The sequence below is a fragment of the Ferrovibrio sp. GW821-FHT12B10 genome (assembly GCF_058807515.1).
The window spans coordinates 1,836,038-1,853,603 of the sequence record NZ_JBXAQT010000001.1; the positions used below are offsets into that span (position 1 = coordinate 1,836,038).

Consider the following 17,566-nt stretch of genomic DNA (forward strand, 5'->3'; position numbering starts at 1 on the left):
ACCATCACCGCATGATCACGCGCCGCACCTTCCTCTCGGCCGCTTCCGCCACGCTCACGGCGATCACACTGCCGCGTGCGGGCCGCGCTGCTACCAAAGACTTCCGTCTCACGCCGGCGCTGGCGAAGGCGCCGGTGCTGCCGGGCAAACCGGAAACCGCGATCTGGGCCTATAACGGCGAACTCCCCGGACCGGTGCTGCGCGTGGCGCAGATGGATCGCCTGCGCGTGCGGCTCGACAACAGGCTGCCGCAGGACACCACCGTGCACTGGCATGGTATCCGCCTGCCCAATGCGATGGATGGCGTGCCGGGCCTGACGCAGAAGCCGGTGAAGCCCGGCGGCAGTTTCACCTATGACTTCGTCTGCCAGGATGCCGGCACCTTCTGGTATCACCCGCATGCCGGCAATCCGGAACAGGTCGGTCGCGGCCTGTATGGCCTGCTCATTGTCGACGAGCCCGCCCCGCCGGCGGTGGATCGCGACATCGCCTGGGTGCTGGGCGATCTGCGCCTGACGCCGGAGGCGCAGATCACGGAGGATTTCCGCCATCCGATGGACCTCACCCATGCCGGGCGTCTGGGTAATGTCGCGCTGATGAACGGCCGGCTGGCGCAGCCCTTCGCGGTGACGAGCGGCGAACGCATCCGCCTGCGCCTGGTCAACACCGCGAATGCGCGCATCTTCGATCTGCGCTTCGCCGACCATGCCCCCTGGCTGATCGCGCTCGACGGTCATCCGCTCGACACGCCGCGCCGGCTCGGGCCGCAGGATCGTGTTATCCTCGGACCCGGCATGCGTGCCGATCTGATCCTCGACATGAGCGGCAATGCCGACACGCGCTATCCGGTGTTCGACCGCGACCTGCAGGGTCGCGAACACCGGCTCACCGATCTGGCCTATGACAATGCCCGCCCGCAGCCGCGTCGACCCGGGGATCTGGCGGCCCCGCCGCTGGAGGCGCTCAAGGCCAATCCGGTGCGCGAGCCCGATCTGAAAACTGCCGAACGCCTGCCGCTGGTGCTGGGTGGCGGCATGGGCGTGCCGTCCAGCATGCAGGTCGATGGCGGCAAGGCGATGGACATGCGCGACGCCTTCCAGAAACACCGGATCGCCTGGAGCCTGAACGGCCAGGCCATGGCGGATCATTCCGACCATCTCGGCCATAACCCGCTTTTCAGCCTAAGTTATGGAAAAAGCTATATTTTTGAGGTTCACAACGACACCGCCTGGCCGCATCCGGTGCATCTGCACGGCCATGTCTTCCGGGTGCTGACCCCGCCCGACCGGGCCTGGCGCGACACCGTGCTGCTGCAGCCGCAGGAAAAGGCGCAGCTTGCCCTGGTGGCCGACAACAAAGGCCACTGGATGCTCCACTGCCATATCCTGGAGCATCAGGTCGCCGGGATGATGGCGACCGTCAGCGTCAATTAGGCAGCGTCAATTAGGCAGTGTAAAATAATAAGGAAAATCAGAAGCTTAGGCTGAAACCTGCTTCTGCGCCTCGATCAGGAGCTCGGCCAGCTTGATCATCAGGCGATGGTCCGACATCTCAACGCCCTTGGCCTTCAGGTCGGCCTGCACCTTGCGGATCACGTCGGCGTCGCCGGCTTCCTCGAAATCGGCCTCCACCACGGTCTTCGCATAGGCATCGGCATCGGCGCCGCTTAAGCCCAGCTGACCCGCGACCCACTGGCCCAGCAGCTTGTTGCGCCGGGCGACCGCCTTGAAAGCCAGCTCCTCGTCATGGGCATGCTTTTTCTCGAAGGCATCTTTGCGGTCGTCGAAAGTGGTCATGGAATCCTCGTGCACGGACGGTAAGCGACACCGTTATATTGTGGAGCCGGGGCCATGGCCGCAAGGGCCGGCGGCATCCGGGGATTCACCTAGAGTTTTAAATTCGGAAATCCGCGCTTTCCCGGTCATTCCCGCTGTCATTTTCCCGTCGGAAAACCCGCCCCGGCGGATTGCGGCGCAGGCCCCCTTGCGGTATCTAGGGGCCGAGCTTTCCCTATAGCCGGACAGGTGTGCCATGACGCGCCGCAGACAGGTTTACGAGGGCAAGGCGAAGGTCCTCTTCGAGGGTCCCGAGCCGGGCACTCTGGTACAGTATTTCAAAGACGACGCGACCGCGTTCAATAACAAGAAGAAGGGCACCATCACCGGCAAGGGTGTCCTGAACAACCGCATTTCCGAGTATCTGATGACGCGTCTGGGCGAGGTCGGTATCCCGACCCATTTCGTCCGCCGCCTCAACATGCGCGAGCAGCTGATCAAGGAAGTCGAGATCATTCCGCTCGAGGTCGTCGTGCGCAATGTCGCTGCTGGCTCGCTGGCCACCCGGCTGGGCGTCGCCGAGGGCACCATGCTGCCGCGTTCCATCGTCGAATTCTATTACAAGAACGACGAGCTGGGCGATCCGCTGGTCTCGGAAGAGCACATCACCTGCTTCGGCTGGGCCACGCCCCAGGAAGTGGACGAGCTGATGCATCTGGCGCTGCGCATCAACGATTTCCTGTCGGGCCTGTTCCTCGGTATCGGCATCCGCCTGGTCGACTTCAAGCTCGAATTCGGCCGCTGGTGGCAGAATGACGAGATGCGCATCATCCTGGCCGACGAGATCAGCCCGGACAGCGCCCGCCTCTGGGACCTGAAGACCAACGAAAAGATGGACAAGGACCGCTTCCGCCGCGATCTCGGCAATGTCGCGGAAGCCTATCAAGAAGTCGCGCGGCGCCTGGGCATTCTGCCCGAAGGCGGCCCGCGTGACATCAAGGGTCCCGATACGATGCAGTGAGGCGCAGCCAACAAGCGCCGTGAAATAAAGCGGCGGCCAGAGCAAGGGCCGCCGCAGCTTTTTGAGCCACCGGCCTGCCAAGGCCGGCTTCGAGATAAAGGATATACGACCAGATGAAAGCCCGCGTTCACGTCAGCCTGAAGAACGGCGTCCTTGATCCCCAGGGCAAGGCCATCGGACAGGCGCTGCATTCGCTCGGTTTCAATGACGTCGGCGAAGTGCGGCAGGGCAAGCTGATCGAACTCGAACTCACTGGCGCGCTGGCGTCGAAGCCGAAGGCCGAGATCGAGGCCGCCGTCAAAGAGATGGCGCAGAAACTGCTGGCCAATACCGTGATCGAGAATTTCGCCGTCGAACTGGTGGGTTGAACCCATGAAAGCCGCGCTGATCACCTTCCCCGGATCGAACCGTGAGCGCGACATGCGCATGGCGCTCACCAAGGTCAACAACGGCAAGCCGCCGATCGACGTCTGGCACGGCGACTCCGAGCTGCCGAAAGACATCGACCTGATCGTGCTGCCGGGCGGTTTCTCCTACGGTGACTATCTGCGCTGCGGCGCCATGGCGGCGAATTCGCCGATCATGCGCGAGGTGAAGAAGCGCGCCGATGCCGGCACCCGCGTGCTGGCCGTGTGCAACGGTTTTCAAATTGCTTGTGAAGCAGGCCTTCTCCCGGGCGCGCTGATGACCAATGCCGGCCTGCAGTTCATCTGCCGCCAGGTCGACCTGCGCGTCGAAACCACCGCCAGCGAATTCACCAAGAAGTATCGCCAGGGCCAGACCATCCGTGTCGCCGTCGCCCATCATGACGGCAACTACACGCTGGATGCCGACAGCGTGAAGAAGCTTGAAGACGAGGATCGTATCGCCTTCCGCTATGCCGACAGCCTGGGCAACGTGGCGCCGGAGACCAACCTCAACGGTTCGGTCGCCAATATCGCCGGCATCTACAATGCCAAAAAGACCGTGCTCGGCCTGATGCCGCATCCGGAAAACGCCACCGACCCGGTCTGTGGCGGCACCGACGGCCTTGGCCTGTTTGAATCGATTGCGGAGTCGCTGAAGTGAGCGAAGTCAAAAAGGCCGTGCAGTATCCGGCTGACCTGATGGGCCTGAGCAAGGCCGAATACGATCTGGTGCTGGAGATCATGGGCCGCGTGCCCAACCAGGTCGAACTCGGCATCTTCTCGGTGATGTGGTCGGAGCACTGCTCCTACAAGTCGTCGAAGAAGTGGCTCAAGACGCTACCGACCAAGGCGCCGTGGGTGATCTGCGGCCCCGGCGAGAATGCCGGCGTCATCGACATCGGCGATGGCGATGCCGTCATCTTCAAGATGGAAAGCCACAACCACCCGTCCTTCATCGAGCCCTACCAGGGCGCGGCCACCGGCGTCGGCGGCATCCTGCGCGACGTCTTCACCATGGGCGCGCGTCCGGTCGCCAATCTGAACGCGCTGCGCTTCGGCTCGCCCGATCATCCCAAGACCCGTCATCTGGTATCGGGCGTGGTGCATGGCATCGGTGGCTATGGCAACTGCGTCGGCGTGCCGACCGTGGCCGGCGAAGTGAATTTCCACCCGAGCTACAACGGCAACATCCTGGTCAACGCGATGACCGTGGGTCTGGCCAAGGCTGACAAGATTTTCTATTCGGCCGCTGCTGGCCTCGGCAATCCGGTCGTCTATGTCGGCTCCAAGACCGGCCGCGACGGCATCCATGGCGCGACCATGGCCTCGGCCGAATTCACCGATGACTCGGAAGAAAAGCGCCCCACCGTGCAGGTTGGCGATCCCTTCACCGAAAAGCTGCTGATCGAGGCCTGCCTCGAACTGATGAACACTGACACCATCGTCGCCATCCAGGACATGGGCGCGGCGGGCCTGACCTCGTCATCGTTTGAGATGGCGTCCAAGGGCGGCATGGGCATCGTGATCGACCTCGACAAGGTGCCGGCGCGCGAAAGCGGCATGACGCCCTTCGAGTTCATGCTGTCCGAAAGCCAGGAGCGCATGCTGATCATCCTCAAGCCCGGCTCCGAGCCGCAGGCCGAGGCGATCTTCAAGAAGTGGGAACTCGATTTCGCCGTCATCGGCCATCTCACCGATACCGGCCGCATGGTGCTGCGCTTCAACGGCGAGCAGGTCGGCGACCTGCCGATCGATCCTCTGGCGCAGGCTTCGCCCGAATATGACCGTCCCTGGGTCAAGACCCCGCCGCAGAAGCCGCTCGGCCGCGTCAATCATCCGCTGCCCTTCGTGGAAGCGCTCGGCCGTCTGGTCGCCATGCCCGACATGGCCTCACGCCGCTGGATCTGGGAACAGTATGATCACCTGGTGCGCGGCGACACCGCGCAGATTCCGGGTGGCGATGCCGCCGTCGTGCGCGTCGAGGGCCATGCCACCAAGGCGCTGGCCATGACCACCGACTGCACGCCGCGTTATGTGTTCGCCGATCCGGTCGAGGGCGGCAAGCAGGCGGTGGCCGAGACCTGGCGCAACATCACCGCCGTCGGCGGCCGTCCGCTGGCGATCACCGACAACATGAACTTCGGCAACCCCGAGCGGCCCGAGATCATGGGCCAGTTCGTCGGTGCCGTCGAAGGCATCCGCGAAGCCTGCCTGGCGCTCGACTATCCGGTCGTCTCGGGCAACGTGTCGCTCTACAACGAGACCAACGGCAAGGGCATCCTGCCGACACCGGCCATCGGTGGCGTGGGCGTACTCGACGACGTGGCCAAGATGGCGACGCTCGCCTTCAAGCTGCCGGGCGAAGCCATTCTGCTCATCGGCAAGACCAATGGCCATCTCGGCCAGTCGGTGTACCTGCGCGACATCTGCGGCCAGGAAGACGGTCCGCCGCCGCCGGTCGACCTCAAGGTCGAGCGTACCAACGGCGATGCCGTGCGCATGCTGATCGACAAGGGCATGGTTTCGGCCGTGCATGACTGCTCGGACGGCGGCCTCGCCATCGCGCTGGCTGAAATGGCCATGGCCTCGGGCATCGGCGCCGAGGTCAAGCTGCCATCCGGCGACGCCTTCGAGATTGGCTTCGGCGAGGACCAGGCCCGCTATGTCATCACCTGCCCTGCGGCCAAGGCCGGGGCCGTGCTGGCCGCTGCCGAGGCCGCCGGCGCACCGGTGGCCCAGCTCGGCCTGACCGGCGGGGATGCGTTGACCTTTACCGGCCAGGGCACCATATCGGTCGCGGCGCTGAAGTCGGCCCATGAGGGCTGGCTGCCGGGCTATATGGCCGGTAAGAAGTAGGATATCGGTTCAGTAGGACGGCCAGAAGGAACGACGATTATGGCGATGGATGCCGTCGAGATCGAAAAGATGATCAAGGACGCCCTGCCGGATGCGCAGGTCGAAATCCAGGACCTGCGCGGCGACGGCGACCATTATGCCGCCACCGTGGTGTCGACCGCCTTCGCCGGCAAGACCCGGGTGCAGCAGCACCAGATGGTCTATGCGGCGCTGAAGGGTCGCATGGGCGGCCAGCTGCATGCGCTGGCGCTCACCACGCAAACTCCGTAATTCACGACCAGAGGGACGATCGCCATGAGCGAGAAGGAACAGACATTCGAGCGTATCCGCGAGGAAGTGGGCAGCAACGATGTCGTGCTGTTCATGAAGGGCACCCCGGTGTTCCCGCAATGCGGCTTCTCGGCAACCGTCGTGCAGGTGCTGTCGCGCCTTGGCCTGAAGTTCAAGGGCGTCGACATCCTGGCCGATCCGGCCATCCGCACCCACCTGAAGGAATATTCCGAGTGGCCGACCTTCCCCCAGCTCTATGTGAAGGGTGAGTTCGTCGGCGGCTGCGACATCGTGCGCGAGATGTACCAGAGCGGCGAGCTGCAGCAGTACCTGACCGAGAAGGGCATCGCCGTCCAGGCGGCCTGATCGTCAACGCGACGTAGAAAATCCGGGCGCGGCCAGCTACACTGGCCGCGCCTTTTTCGTATCCGGACCCGCCATGACCAATCCTGCCGCCGAACAGCTGATCCAGCGCTACTACGAGGCTTTCAATGCCCGTGATGTCGATGGTTTCCTCAGCCTGCTCAGTGACGATGTCGTGCATGACATCAACCAGGGCAGCCGCGAGACCGGCAAGGCCGCGTTCCGCGCGTTCCTGGCGCGCATGAATCGCTGCTACGAGGAAAAGATCGTCGACCTTTTCGTCATGACCAACCAGGACGGCAGCCGCGCCGCGGCCGAGTTCACCGTGCTCGGCGTCTATCTGGAAACCGACGACGGCCTGCCGCAGGCCGAGGGCCAGCGCTACTCCCTGCCCGCCGGCGCCTTTTTCGAGATCCAGGGCGACCGCATCGCCCGCATCTCCAACACCTACAACATGACCGACTGGATCAAGCAGGTCGGCGCATGATGGATGTGACGGGATGACAGAGGCGGCGTCGCCGGTCTGTTACGCCAGTCTGGGCGTCCACCGCTTCGCCGGCGACGAGCTGCGCGACCGCCTCGATGACCTTGCCCGCCTGCGCATCGAGGTCTTCCGCGCCTGGCCCTATCTCTACAAGGGCGACATGGCCTATGAGCGTGCCTACCTGCAGCGTTACGCCGAGGCCGAGACCGGCACCATCATTGCCGCCGTCGATGGCGACACTATTGTCGGCGCCGCCACGGCGCTGGCGCTGAACGAGGAAGCCGATTACGTGCGCGCGCCATTCGTGCAGGCCGGCATGCCGTTGGCGGAGATTTTCTATTTCGGCGAATCCGTGCTGCTGCCCGCCTATCGCGGCCATGGCATCGGCGTGGAGTTCTTCCGCCAACGCGAGGCGGCCGCCCGCGCCTTCGGCCGTGCGGTCTGCTGTTTCTGCGCGGTGCAGCGGCCGGACGATCATCCGCTGAAGCCGCAGGATTACCAGCCGCTGGACGGCTTCTGGCGCAAGCGCGGCTACGAGCGGCGCGCCGATCTGGTCTCCAGCTTCACCTGGCTCGATATCGGCGCGGCGGAACCGACCGCCAAACCGATGGTCTACTGGATGAAGCGGCTGTAGAACGGTTTCATGATCACGCTGGCCTGCGCGCAATATCCCATCGGGCATTTTGAAAGCTTCGCCGCCTGGCAGGCCCATGCCGCCGGCTGGGTCGACCGCGCCGTGCAGGCGGACGCGCGCATCCTGCTGTTCCCCGAATATGGCGCGATGGAGCTGACTTCGCTGCTCTCCGCCGCGCTGCAGCAGGATCTCACCGGGCAGATCGCGGCACTGCAGGATTATCACGAGGCCTTTGTCGCCACATGGGTGGCGCTGGCAAAGACCCATGACGTGCATATCGTCGCGCCGAGCTTCCCGGTGCGCGTCGGCCCAAAAGAATCAAAACCGGTGTTCAGGAACCGCGCCTATGTGCTGGCGCCCGATGGCCGCGTGGAGTTCCAGGACAAGCGCCAGATGACGCGCTTCGAGCGCGAGGCCTGGATCATCGACGGCGGGGCCGCGCTGAAGGTCTTTGACGCAGTGATCAACGGCGCGGCTTTACGCTTCGGCGTCAATGTCTGCTACGACATCGAATTCCCGCTCATCGCGCAGGCGCAGGCGGCGGCGGGCGCCGACCTCATTCTCAGCCCCACCTGCACGGATACGCTGGCCGGCGCGCATCGCGTGCTGACCGGCGCCAAGGCGCGGGCGCTGGAGAACCAGGTCTATGTCGCGCTGGCGCCCACGGTGGGCATGGCGGAATGGTCGCCGGCCGTCGATGTGAATGTCGGCTGGGGCGGTGTCTATGCCGCGCCCGATCGCGGCCTGCCCGATGACGGTGTGGTGGCGCAGGGCCATCTCAGCGAACCCGGCTGGGTCTTTGCGGCGCTGGATTTCGATCTGCTGCGCGCCGCGCGTGACGAAGCGCAGGTCTTCACGCGCCGCGACTGGCCGACGCAGAGTTTGCCGTCGCTGGATGTGGCGGTGGTGGATCTGACATGAAATGGGATCCCCGCTTTCGCGGGGATGACACCGTTTTCAGATCGTCATGCCGGGTTTGCCCCGGCATCCCGTTTTCAGTTTGAACTTACGCGCTCACCAGCTCGCGCTTGGCACCGGCATACTGCTTGGCCACGGTGGCGACGCGCTTGCCCAGATGCTTGGCGGTATCCAGATCGCTCTGGATCGGGCCCTCTTCCGGACCCTGGTCATTGTTCGACTGCGCCATCGCGCCGAGGAAGCTGCCCAGGCGATTGAGGTCGTTGACGCTGCCCTTGGAATTGTTGTTGCCGGGCAGCAGATCGAGGCCGACCCAGATCATCGCATGCTGGGCCGCGAAGATGCTGAGCTGCTGCAACGTGTTGAGCTTGTCGCCGGACTGCGACGCGGAATTGGTGAAGGCCGCGCCGATCTTGTCCTTCCAGCCGCGGCCGTGCCAGATGCCGCCGGTGTAATCCATGAAGGCTTTGAAGGGCGCCGAGACGCTGCCCATGTAGGTCGGAGCGCCGAAGATGATGGCATCGGCCGCATTGATCTCCTCGATGCGGGCTTCGGCCTCGGCGACGGGGATCAGCAGGGCCTTCACGCCCCCCACGCTGGCGGCGCCGGCGGCGACCGCTTCGGCCTGCTTCTGGGTGTGGCCGTAGCCGCTGTGGTAGACAATCGCAACCTGGGTCATAGATTAAGTCCTTGTCAGGAATAAGAATTTCATGGTCACCTGAAGATCATAAGTTACTTCAGGTGACCATGAATATGCCCCCTTGATTTCCTGAGTAAAGTAGGTACTTAAAAGTAACCACACTTTTCCTGTTCAAGTTTGCGCTATCTACCCGCCCCCAAGCCCCAGGTCGCTCCATGTCTTCGCCCATGTCCCAGCTCGCCAAATCCCCCGCCAAGAAGACCGACGCCCATGAATGCCCGATCGACGCCGTGCTGCGGCTGCTGATGGGCCCGTGGACCACCTACATCCTCTACATCCTGCGCACGCAGGGTCCGCGCCGCTTCGGCGAGCTGAAGCGCGAGGTCGGCGGCATCTCGGCCAAGGTGCTGACCGAGCGCCTGCGCATGCTGGAAGAGGCGCGGCTGGTGCATCGCGACTATCAGGCGACCATCCCGCCGCAGGTGACCTACAGCCTGGCGGCGCGCGGCGCCGAACTCAATCCGATGCTCGATGCCCTGAAAGACATCGCGCTGCGCTGGCGCGACGAGGATGCCACGCCGGCCCGCCAGGCGGCGGAGTGACGCGGACATCCTTCGCTCCAGTAAAACAGTAGGTTGTAATAACTGATATTTGTTCGTGCTCTAATGCTTTAGTCATGGAGCAACATGCGTCTTGCATGTAAGGCCTCTACAACCCTGCCGCTAACCGGCGGCCTGTTCGGAGAGGTCCTATCGCATGCACCGCGTCGGTATTCTCACCCGCATCATCCTCGTTCTGGCCGTTTTTTCGGTCGGCCTCACCGCCGTCAGCTGGCTCGGCGTCAGCGCCGTGCAGACCTACGACCGCCGGGTCGCCGAGCTGCAGCGCGCCAACGAACGCGCGCTCTATGCCGCCCGTCTGCATGAGGGGGTGATCGAGGCGGTGATGGAATCGCGCGGCATTTACATCGCGCGCGATGCCGCGGCGCTGGAGCGGTTTTCCAAGGCGCTGCTGAAAGTGCTGGCCGGGCTCGAGGCCGCCATCCCCGATTATCGCGCGCTGCAGCAGCCCGAACAGGCCGCCGCCTTTGCCACGATGGAGCAGCAGATCATGCAGTTCGTCGGCTTCCGCCGCGAACTCGTGCGGCTGGCGCAGCAGGACAGCCAGCCGGCGGCGCAGGCCTTCGGCGACAACGATGCCAACCGTTCGGTGCGCACGCGGCTGAGCAATGCGCTCGAGCAGGCCGCCGATGACGACCGGATGCAGCGCGACGCCATCGCTGCCGAGCTCGCCGCCTTTGTGCGCCAGCGCCTGCCGCTGCTGATCGGGCTGTCGGCCGCCATCATCGTGGTCTGCCTGGGGCTTGGCTTCTTCATCTCCATCGTCACCTTGGCGCGTCCGATCCGCCGCCTCGGCCAGGCCATGCATATCCTGGCCGAGGACCGCACCGATCTGGCGATCCCCGGGCTGACCTTCCGCGACGAGATCGGCGACATGGCGCGCAGCGTCGAGGTCTTCCGCAGCAATGCCATCGAGAAGAAGCGCCTGACCACCGAGCAGCAGCAGCGCGAGGCCGAGATCCGCATGGCCGACGAGCGCCAGCGCCAGCGCGAACGTCAGGCCGCCGGCGAAATCGCCGATCTGGTCGCGGCCGTCTCGCGTGGCAATGTCTCGGGCCGTCTGGCGCTGGACAACAAGGAAGGCGTGTTCCGCACCATCGCCGAAGGCATCAACAGCCTGTCCATGGCGGTCGAGACCGTGCTGCAGGAGGCCGGCGGCATGCTGAACGCGCTGGCGCGTGGCGATCTCAGCCGGCGCATGACCGGCGATTACGACGGGGTCTTCGGCCAGATCAGGACCGATGCCAACAGCATGGCGGAAACGCTCACCGGCATCATCCGCCAGCTCGACGGCATCGCGCGCCAGCTGCATGTCGCTTCGGGCGAGATCGCCGGGGGCAGCCAGGATCTGGCGCAGCGCACGGAATCGCAGGCCGCCAGCCTGGAGCAGACCGCCGCCTCGATGCAGGAGATGGCGGAGATCGTGCGCAAGACCGCCGACGGCGCGCAAGCCGCCAGCCGTGATGCGGCCCAGGCCAGCGGCACGGCTGAACGCGGCGGCACCATTGTCGCCAACACGCTCAGCGCCATGCAGCGCATCGAAGACAGCGCGGCACGCATCGGCGACATCGTCGGCCTGATCGACGAGATCGCCTTCCAGACCAATCTTCTCGCCTTGAATGCGTCGGTGGAGGCCGCGCGCGCCGGCGAGGCCGGCAAGGGCTTTGCGGTGGTGGCGCAGGAAGTGCGTGCGCTGGCCCAGCGCTCGGCCAATGCCTCAAAGGACATCAAAAGCCTGATCGCGACGTCGAACGCGCAGGTGAAGGATGGCGCGGCCTGCGCGCACGAGGCCGGCGGCGTGCTGGAAGACGTATTTGGCGGCATTCGCCGTGTCGCGGCATTGACCGACGAGATCGCCGGTGCCAGCCGCGAACAGGCCGGCGGGCTGGAGCAGATCAATGGCGCGGTGGCGCAGATGGATGCGATGACCCAGCGCAATGCCGCGCTGGTCGAGGAAACCGCGGCGGCCGCGCGCAGCCTGGCCGACCAGGCCGGCGCGCTGACCAAGGTGATCGGTTTCTTCCGCGTCGATGGCGGCGGCGATGTAGCGACGCCATCGATGCGGCAACTGAAACTGGTGGCGGCGGATTAGTCCGAACGGGCTCCGATTACAGATAGGATGAAGCGGAGCGGCGGATTTTAATGTGGCTCAGTCTGTTGATGTGCAGTAATGCGCTTAGAACGCTGTCTGGAGTTCTGTTTTTTGGTCCGACCACGATTTCGTCCAAAGCAGATGCAAGGTCGAGATCTATTTTGAAGTATGGCACCAGCGTGTCGCGTTTCGCCATGAAGCCAAGATGGTTCCTAAGGTCGTCATCTGCAACTTCGCTGGTTTCCAGCTCCAGGGCGAAGAGCCGCCATTCTTGTTCTTCGCGGAATGAGGGGTGTTTTATCTGGAAACGCTTCAGTATCGCAAACTGACCATGTATGGCGTGCATACGCATCCAGGCCGCTTTTCTTTTTTCTTCTGCGCCCTCCGGATCATCAAAAATCAGGAGACTGGGTGTGCCATGCATCAGGGCTCCATCCGTGATGCACCTCATCAGGAACTTGACGTTGTCGAGCAGATATTTCTTCTGCTCCGCCCGACTGTATTTAACCCTGTCTAGAATGAGGGCAGGTCTCTGGCCTTTTGCCGCGAAAGCCTCGATGACGGATTTGAGATGATCTCTTTTGAATCCTATCGCGAAGCCGGCTCCATCATCGGCATAGCCCCGCCACTGGCTCAGCAGGTCGTTTTCCTCGGACGCGCAGAATCCGAAAGCCCTGACGGAGCCGAGGGAAGAATCAAATATCTTTTTCCAGGCGTCGATCTTTGGCTTATCAAGCCCGAGCTCTCCCAGGATGTCAGCGATGACAACGCTGATCTCCTTGCCTTCGGCAGAATCATTGGTCTGTGAGAAATCCGTTAGCCAGATCGATTTCGACTCAATGATCGATTTGAAAGAGAGCGTGCTGCAATAATGATAGATTGCGGCTGGAAGATTATCGGACGCCATCTGAACTTTTCTTTATCGGGTTTATGCCTCCCTTCCATTTTTACATATACCTCAGGCAACAAAAAAGGCCGCTCGTGAGAGCGGCCTTTCTGTATTGGGCAGGTGCCCCGAACGATTAGCGCGAGTAGAACTCGACGACCACGGCCGGGTCCATCTTCACCGGATACGGCACATCGGCCAGCAGCGGGACGCGCTTGAACGTCGCCTTCAGCTTGCCTTCGTCCATCTCGATGTAGTCAGGAATTTCGCGCTCGCTCGACTTCAGAGCTTCCAGCACGAAGGTGTACTGCTTGGCGGCGCCACGCACTTCGATCACGTCGCCGACGCGAACCTGATAGCTGGCGATGGTGACGCGCTTGCCGTTCACGGCGATATGGCCGTGGTTGATGAACTGACGGGCGGCGAACGGGGTCGCCACGACCTTCATGCGATAGACCACGGCGTCGAGACGACGCTCCAGCAGACCGATGAGGTTTTCCGAGGTATCGCCACGACGACGGTCGGCTTCAGCGAAGGCGCGACGGAACTGCTTCTCGGTGATGTTGCCGTAGTAGCCCTTCAGACGCTGCTTGGCCATCAACTGGATGCCGTAGTCGGTCGGCTTCTTGCGCTTCTGACCATGCTGGCCCGGCGGATATTCGCGCTTGTTCAGCGGGCTCTTCGCACGACCCCAGAGATTCTCATTGAGGCGGCGGTTGATCTTGTACTTGGATTCTTGACGCTTGCTCATTTGGTAGTCCTATTCGGCGCATGGACGGACGGCAGCCACGACGACCCGTTTCATGCAGGGAATGCCGATCTCTCCGGTGAGGAACCGGAGAGGGCGGGCGCATCATAGGGATAAGGGCCCCTCCGTCAAGCGGAGTCAGCCGCCTGAATATCCTCGGCTTTTTGCCGGTTTGGCCAGGCTGGAAGCCGCTCACCGCCCAGCCAGCCGAAGCGGGGGCTTGAAGTGTCGTTGCGCCGCTCTATCTTATTGAACAGATTACATATTTTATAAATCTGGGCTCCAGCGGTCGCCAACGGGCGCCAATGGGCCCCAGCGGACCGTAACCGGCCCCAGCGGGCGCCAATGGACCGTAACGGGCGCCAGTGGGCTGTAACGGGCAGGATCAGTGCTGGCCGGCGGCTGGACATCCGGTCGCCCTGCCCTTCTTATTCAAGGACTTAACACCAAAGGGGCGGAAGCATGCAGTTGCACCTGAGTACCTGGGCCGAGGTCGAGACCTATCTGAAGCGCTCGACCGGGATCATCATCCCGATCGGCTCGACCGAGCAGCATGGCCCCAACGGCCTGATCGGCACCGATGCGATCTGCGCCGAGGTCTTCGCCCGTGAGGTCGGCAAGGCCGCCGATGCCCTGGTCGCCCCCACCATCAATGTCGGCATGGCGCAGCATCATCTGGGCTTTCCCGGCTCGATGACGCTGAAGCCCTCCACGCTGATCGCGGTGATCAGCGACACGGTGGCCTCGCTCAGTCGCCATGGCTTCAACCGCTTCTTCTTTCTCAACGGCCATGGCGGCAATGTCGCCACCGTGACGGCAGCATTTTCCGAGATCTATGCCGGCAGCAGCATGGCGCATCCCTCTGCCAAGACGGGCGTCACCAACACGCCGTCCCTGCGTTGCACGATCAAGAACTGGTGGGAGGCGCCGAGCGCGCGGCGGTTGTCGAACAGTCTTTTCCCTGGTGAAGAGGGCAGCCATGCCACGCCGAGCGAAGTCTCGGTCACCTTCCACGCCTACCCGGACGCCGTGAAGACCGCCGAGATGTCGCCGCGCGTCGCGCCGCAGGGCGGCTTCACCGATGCCGAGGATTACCGCAGCCGTTTCCCCGATGGCCGCATCGGCTCCAATCCGGCGCTGGCGACCAAAGAGCATGGCAAGACCATTGTGGATGCCATCGTGCCCGAGCTGGCCGAAAGCTACAGGGCTTTTGTTGCTGCATGAGCCGTGCCGTCCTCGACAGCTATTACGCCGCTCTGCGCGCCGGCGATTTCGCGACGCTGGAAGGTCTGCTCAGCCCCGGCATCACCGTGCGCTATTTCGGGCCGCCGGGCCTGCTGCCCTGGATCGGCGTGCATGAAGGCTTCGAGGCCTACAAGCGTTTCCTCGACACGGTGCGCGATGCGCTCGAGATCATCGCCGTGACGCAGGAGGCGGTGATCTCGGAAAACGACTGGGTGGTGGTGCTGGGCCGTGGCCAATGGCGCGTCAAGCGCACCGGCCGCGACATCACCGCCAACATGACCAATGCCTTCCGCTTTGAAGGCGGCCGCATTGCTGAATATCGCGTCTATACCGATACGGCCGGCTTTGCCGCCGCGCTCACCTGATCGCAAGAAGCGGGAAGCGTCGCCCGCGTGTGATTGCTAGGGTGCGGCATGAGTGATCTTGAAAAGCGCATCGCCACGCTCGACTGGCCGGCCCTGCTGCAATCCCTGGACACCGATGGCTATGCCACCACCGGGCCGCTGCTGTCGCCCGAGACCTGTGCGGCGCTGATCGCCTCCTATGAAAAAGAGGCGCTGTTCCGCAGCCGCGTGGTGATGGCGCGGCATGGTTTCGGCCAGGGCGAGTACCAGTATTTCCGCTATCCGTTGCCCAAAGCGATCGCCACCCTGCGGCAGCAGCTCTATCCGCATCTCGCCCCGCTGGCCAACCGCTGGCAGGAGAGCATGGGCCTGGCCACGCGCTTTCCCGCCGCGCATGCCGATTACATCAGGCTCTGTCACGCCGCCGGCCAGCAGCGCCCGACGCCGCTGCTGCTGAAATACGGGCCGGGCGATTACAACCGCCTGCATCAGGATCTCTATGGCGAGCTGGTCTTCCCGCTGCAGCTCACCATCCTGCTCAACGATGGCTTTGAAGGCGGCGAGTTCGTGCTGGTCGAGCAGAAGCCGCGCAGCCAGAGCCGCGCCGAGGTGGTGCCGCTGCAGGCCGGCGAGGCGGTGATCTTCGCCGTCAACCACAGGCCTGTCGATGGCACGCGCGGCTCATACCGCGTGACCTTGCGCCATGGCGTCAGTCGCATCCGCAGCGGATCGCGCTATACGCTCGGCATTATCTTCCACGACGCAACTTAGGACTTCGGCGGCCAGACCTGCACGGAGACCGGCTGCGCGCGCCCGTCCAGGCGGCGGTCGCCGGCAGAGTCGAAACGCGGCAGCGCCTGGTCATGTAATGCTGCCTCGGTCAGCGCGTCGTCGGAAACCGCGATGCGGCAGTCGAGCTCGCGGGTCAGCGTCTCCAGCCGGCTGGCGATGTTGACCACGTCGCCCACCACGGTGAATTCCAGCCGCTGCGCGCTGCCGATATTGCCGATCACCACCGGGCCGTAATGCACGCCGACCGACAGCTTCACCGTGGCGGCGCCGCGCCGCTGGCGCTTGGCGTTCCAGCGGTCGACCTCGGCCTGCAGCGCCACGGCGCAGCGGATGGCGCAGGCCGCCGCGTCGGGCCGCTCGCGAATGCCGCCGAAGGTGGCGAGAAAACCGTCGCCCAGATACTTGTCGAGTGAGCCGTCATGGCGGAACACCACGCTGCTGCCGCGTTCATGGAAGCTGCGCAGGAGTCGCACCACGCGGTCGGGCGCCAGCTGCTCCGACATGCCGGTGAAGCCGACGATATCGGCGAACAGCACGGCGACGCGGCGGTTGGTCGGCGTGCCGAAGGCAGCCTCGCTGGAGATGATCGCATCGGCGACATCGGGCGAGACGTAGCGCGACAGGTCGGCGCGCGCGATTTCGGCCCGGCTTTGGCGCAGCAGCAGGGCGCGCGAGCGATAGACGGCGGCGGCCAGCAGCGCGGTGGCAATGGCGGTCAGCACCACCTGATTGACCAGCATGAACAGGCCAACGTAATACGGATCCATGATCACCCGCAGCAGCGCCTGCGGCTCCACCACGGAATCTGGCGTATAGACCAGCGTGTCGGCCCGCATCATCACCAGCAGCACGCCGGTCGACCAGGCCGCGATGGCGCAGAAGCCGGTCCAGATCACCTGCAGCGGCGAATAGGACAGCGCCGCGCCGACGATCAGCAGCACGAGGTAGAGGAATTCCGGGCCGCGCACGCGCATCTGGATCGGGAATCCGAAATCCAGGCCGCCGGGTGGCGGCAGGATCACGATGGCCGTGATCAGCGCGGCATCAAGTGCAATGAAGCCCAGGCGGATCGGCACGGCCAGGCGGTGGCGGCGCAGCAGATGCGGCACCAGGCCAAGCAGGAAAAACACCGCCGTGACGCTGAGGTAATAGACCTGGCGCTGCGATTCGATCGCCAGCACCAGCCAGATCATCACCGCGGCGACGGCGACGATGCGGGCGCGGAAGGCGAAGACCAGGCCGCGCTGCTCCTCGTCGGCGAGGGCGCGGCTGATTCGCTGGCCCTGCGCGGTGCGCGGGGGGTGTCGGCCTCGGAGCAGAGTGGCGAAGACACCGTACCGCGGTGCGGAAGAGTCGGGGTTTTCAGTCTCGGCCACAGTCACCTCCGGCGCGGATACAGGAGCATGCCATGCGGAGCGAACACTCAGCCACTGCATAGTCTTCAGTCTGTGACGGCCAGAACATTCACGCA

General features: G+C 64.0%; 20 protein-coding genes. 15 read left to right on the forward strand and 5 right to left on the reverse strand.

Annotated elements, in window-relative coordinates:
* Positions 1 to 11: 11 nt before the first annotated feature.
* On the forward strand, positions 12 to 1,433 hold the full coding sequence (locus tag AC1RRT_RS09315; protein WP_493013514.1) for a multicopper oxidase family protein: 1,422 nt from the start codon (positions 12 to 14) through the stop codon (positions 1,431 to 1,433).
* Between the two features lie 45 nt (positions 1,434 to 1,478).
* Here the strand turns inward: AC1RRT_RS09315 and AC1RRT_RS09320 are convergent, their stop codons facing one another.
* Entirely contained in the window at positions 1,479 to 1,796 is a 318-nt protein-coding gene (locus AC1RRT_RS09320; protein WP_493013515.1) for a DUF1476 domain-containing protein, read from the reverse strand.
* A gap of 235 nt (positions 1,797 to 2,031) precedes the next feature.
* Between AC1RRT_RS09320 and purC the strand changes: the two genes are divergently transcribed.
* The 9 genes from purC to AC1RRT_RS09365 all read left to right on the forward strand — a co-directional run bounded on the left by purC (position 2,032) and on the right by AC1RRT_RS09365 (position 8,731).
* Complete coding sequence (gene purC, locus AC1RRT_RS09325; protein ID WP_493013516.1) at positions 2,032 to 2,796, forward strand: phosphoribosylaminoimidazolesuccinocarboxamide synthase; 765 nt, start codon at positions 2,032 to 2,034, stop codon at positions 2,794 to 2,796.
* A gap of 113 nt (positions 2,797 to 2,909) precedes the next feature.
* Positions 2,910 to 3,164 (forward strand): phosphoribosylformylglycinamidine synthase subunit PurS, encoded by a 255-nt coding sequence (purS, locus tag AC1RRT_RS09330; protein ID WP_493013517.1) that lies wholly within the window; start codon positions 2,910 to 2,912, stop codon positions 3,162 to 3,164.
* A gap of 4 nt (positions 3,165 to 3,168) precedes the next feature.
* Positions 3,169 to 3,864 (forward strand): phosphoribosylformylglycinamidine synthase subunit PurQ, encoded by a 696-nt coding sequence (gene purQ / locus AC1RRT_RS09335; RefSeq protein ID WP_493013518.1) that lies wholly within the window; start codon positions 3,169 to 3,171, stop codon positions 3,862 to 3,864.
* Positions 3,865 to 3,902: 38 nt separating this feature from the next.
* Positions 3,903 to 6,059 (forward strand): phosphoribosylformylglycinamidine synthase subunit PurL, encoded by a 2,157-nt coding sequence (gene purL / locus AC1RRT_RS09340; RefSeq protein WP_493015162.1) that lies wholly within the window; start codon positions 3,903 to 3,905, stop codon positions 6,057 to 6,059.
* Between the two features lie 39 nt (positions 6,060 to 6,098).
* A complete protein-coding gene (locus AC1RRT_RS09345) occupies positions 6,099 to 6,329 on the forward strand; it encodes a BolA family protein (RefSeq protein WP_493013519.1) in 231 nt (76 codons plus the stop codon).
* Positions 6,330 to 6,353: 24 nt separating this feature from the next.
* Entirely contained in the window at positions 6,354 to 6,695 is a 342-nt protein-coding gene (gene grxD, locus AC1RRT_RS09350; protein WP_493013520.1) for a Grx4 family monothiol glutaredoxin, read from the forward strand.
* A gap of 73 nt (positions 6,696 to 6,768) precedes the next feature.
* Positions 6,769 to 7,179 (forward strand): ketosteroid isomerase-related protein, encoded by a 411-nt coding sequence (locus tag AC1RRT_RS09355; protein ID WP_493013521.1) that lies wholly within the window; start codon positions 6,769 to 6,771, stop codon positions 7,177 to 7,179.
* Between the two features lie 13 nt (positions 7,180 to 7,192).
* Positions 7,193 to 7,810 carry a GNAT family N-acetyltransferase gene (locus AC1RRT_RS09360; RefSeq protein WP_493013522.1) on the forward strand — a complete coding sequence of 206 codons (618 nt, stop codon included), beginning with the start codon at positions 7,193 to 7,195 and terminating at the stop codon, positions 7,808 to 7,810.
* A 9-nt stretch (positions 7,811 to 7,819) separates the two neighbouring features.
* Positions 7,820 to 8,731: a carbon-nitrogen hydrolase family protein gene (locus AC1RRT_RS09365; protein ID WP_493013523.1), complete on the forward strand. Its 912-nt coding sequence runs from the start codon at positions 7,820 to 7,822 to the stop codon at positions 8,729 to 8,731.
* Positions 8,732 to 8,816: 85 nt separating this feature from the next.
* Here AC1RRT_RS09365 and AC1RRT_RS09370 read toward each other — a convergent pair whose 3' ends face one another.
* Entirely contained in the window at positions 8,817 to 9,407 is a 591-nt protein-coding gene (locus tag AC1RRT_RS09370; RefSeq protein WP_493013524.1) for an NAD(P)H-dependent oxidoreductase, read from the reverse strand.
* 188 nt (positions 9,408 to 9,595) lie between these two features.
* Here AC1RRT_RS09370 and AC1RRT_RS09375 point away from each other — a divergent pair, with 188 nt between their 5' ends.
* A complete protein-coding gene (locus AC1RRT_RS09375; protein ID WP_493013525.1) occupies positions 9,596 to 9,970 on the forward strand; it encodes a winged helix-turn-helix transcriptional regulator in 375 nt (124 codons plus the stop codon).
* A 154-nt stretch (positions 9,971 to 10,124) separates the two neighbouring features.
* Entirely contained in the window at positions 10,125 to 12,080 is a 1,956-nt protein-coding gene (locus AC1RRT_RS09380; protein ID WP_493013526.1) for a methyl-accepting chemotaxis protein, read from the forward strand.
* A 16-nt stretch (positions 12,081 to 12,096) separates the two neighbouring features.
* Here the strand turns inward: AC1RRT_RS09380 and AC1RRT_RS09385 are convergent, their stop codons facing one another.
* Both AC1RRT_RS09385 and rpsD read right to left on the reverse strand, forming a co-directional pair.
* Positions 12,097 to 12,987 (reverse strand): DUF2971 domain-containing protein, encoded by an 891-nt coding sequence (locus AC1RRT_RS09385; RefSeq protein WP_493013527.1) that lies wholly within the window; start codon positions 12,985 to 12,987, stop codon positions 12,097 to 12,099.
* Between the two features lie 115 nt (positions 12,988 to 13,102).
* Positions 13,103 to 13,717 (reverse strand): 30S ribosomal protein S4, encoded by a 615-nt coding sequence (rpsD, locus tag AC1RRT_RS09390; protein ID WP_493013528.1) that lies wholly within the window; start codon positions 13,715 to 13,717, stop codon positions 13,103 to 13,105.
* Between the two features lie 459 nt (positions 13,718 to 14,176).
* Between rpsD and AC1RRT_RS09395 the strand changes: the two genes are divergently transcribed.
* From AC1RRT_RS09395 to AC1RRT_RS09405, 3 genes are read left to right on the forward strand one after another with little or no spacing between them, the layout of a single operon-like run.
* The gene (locus AC1RRT_RS09395; protein ID WP_493013529.1) at positions 14,177 to 14,938 is read left to right on the forward strand and encodes a creatininase family protein; all 762 of its coding nucleotides are present in this window, start codon (positions 14,177 to 14,179) and stop codon (positions 14,936 to 14,938) included.
* Positions 14,935 to 15,324, forward strand: coding sequence for a nuclear transport factor 2 family protein (locus AC1RRT_RS09400; protein WP_493013530.1), 390 nt, complete (start codon positions 14,935 to 14,937; stop codon positions 15,322 to 15,324). Before AC1RRT_RS09395 ends, AC1RRT_RS09400 begins: the two co-directional genes overlap by 4 nt.
* Positions 15,325 to 15,372: 48 nt before the next feature.
* On the forward strand, positions 15,373 to 16,074 hold the full coding sequence (locus tag AC1RRT_RS09405) for a 2OG-Fe(II) oxygenase (RefSeq protein WP_493013531.1): 702 nt from the start codon (positions 15,373 to 15,375) through the stop codon (positions 16,072 to 16,074).
* Here the strand turns inward: AC1RRT_RS09405 and AC1RRT_RS09410 are convergent.
* On the reverse strand, positions 16,071 to 17,471 hold the full coding sequence (locus tag AC1RRT_RS09410) for an adenylate/guanylate cyclase domain-containing protein (protein ID WP_493013532.1): 1,401 nt from the start codon (positions 17,469 to 17,471) through the stop codon (positions 16,071 to 16,073). The genes AC1RRT_RS09405 and AC1RRT_RS09410 overlap by 4 nt on opposite strands.
* Positions 17,472 to 17,566: the final 95 nt, after the last annotated feature.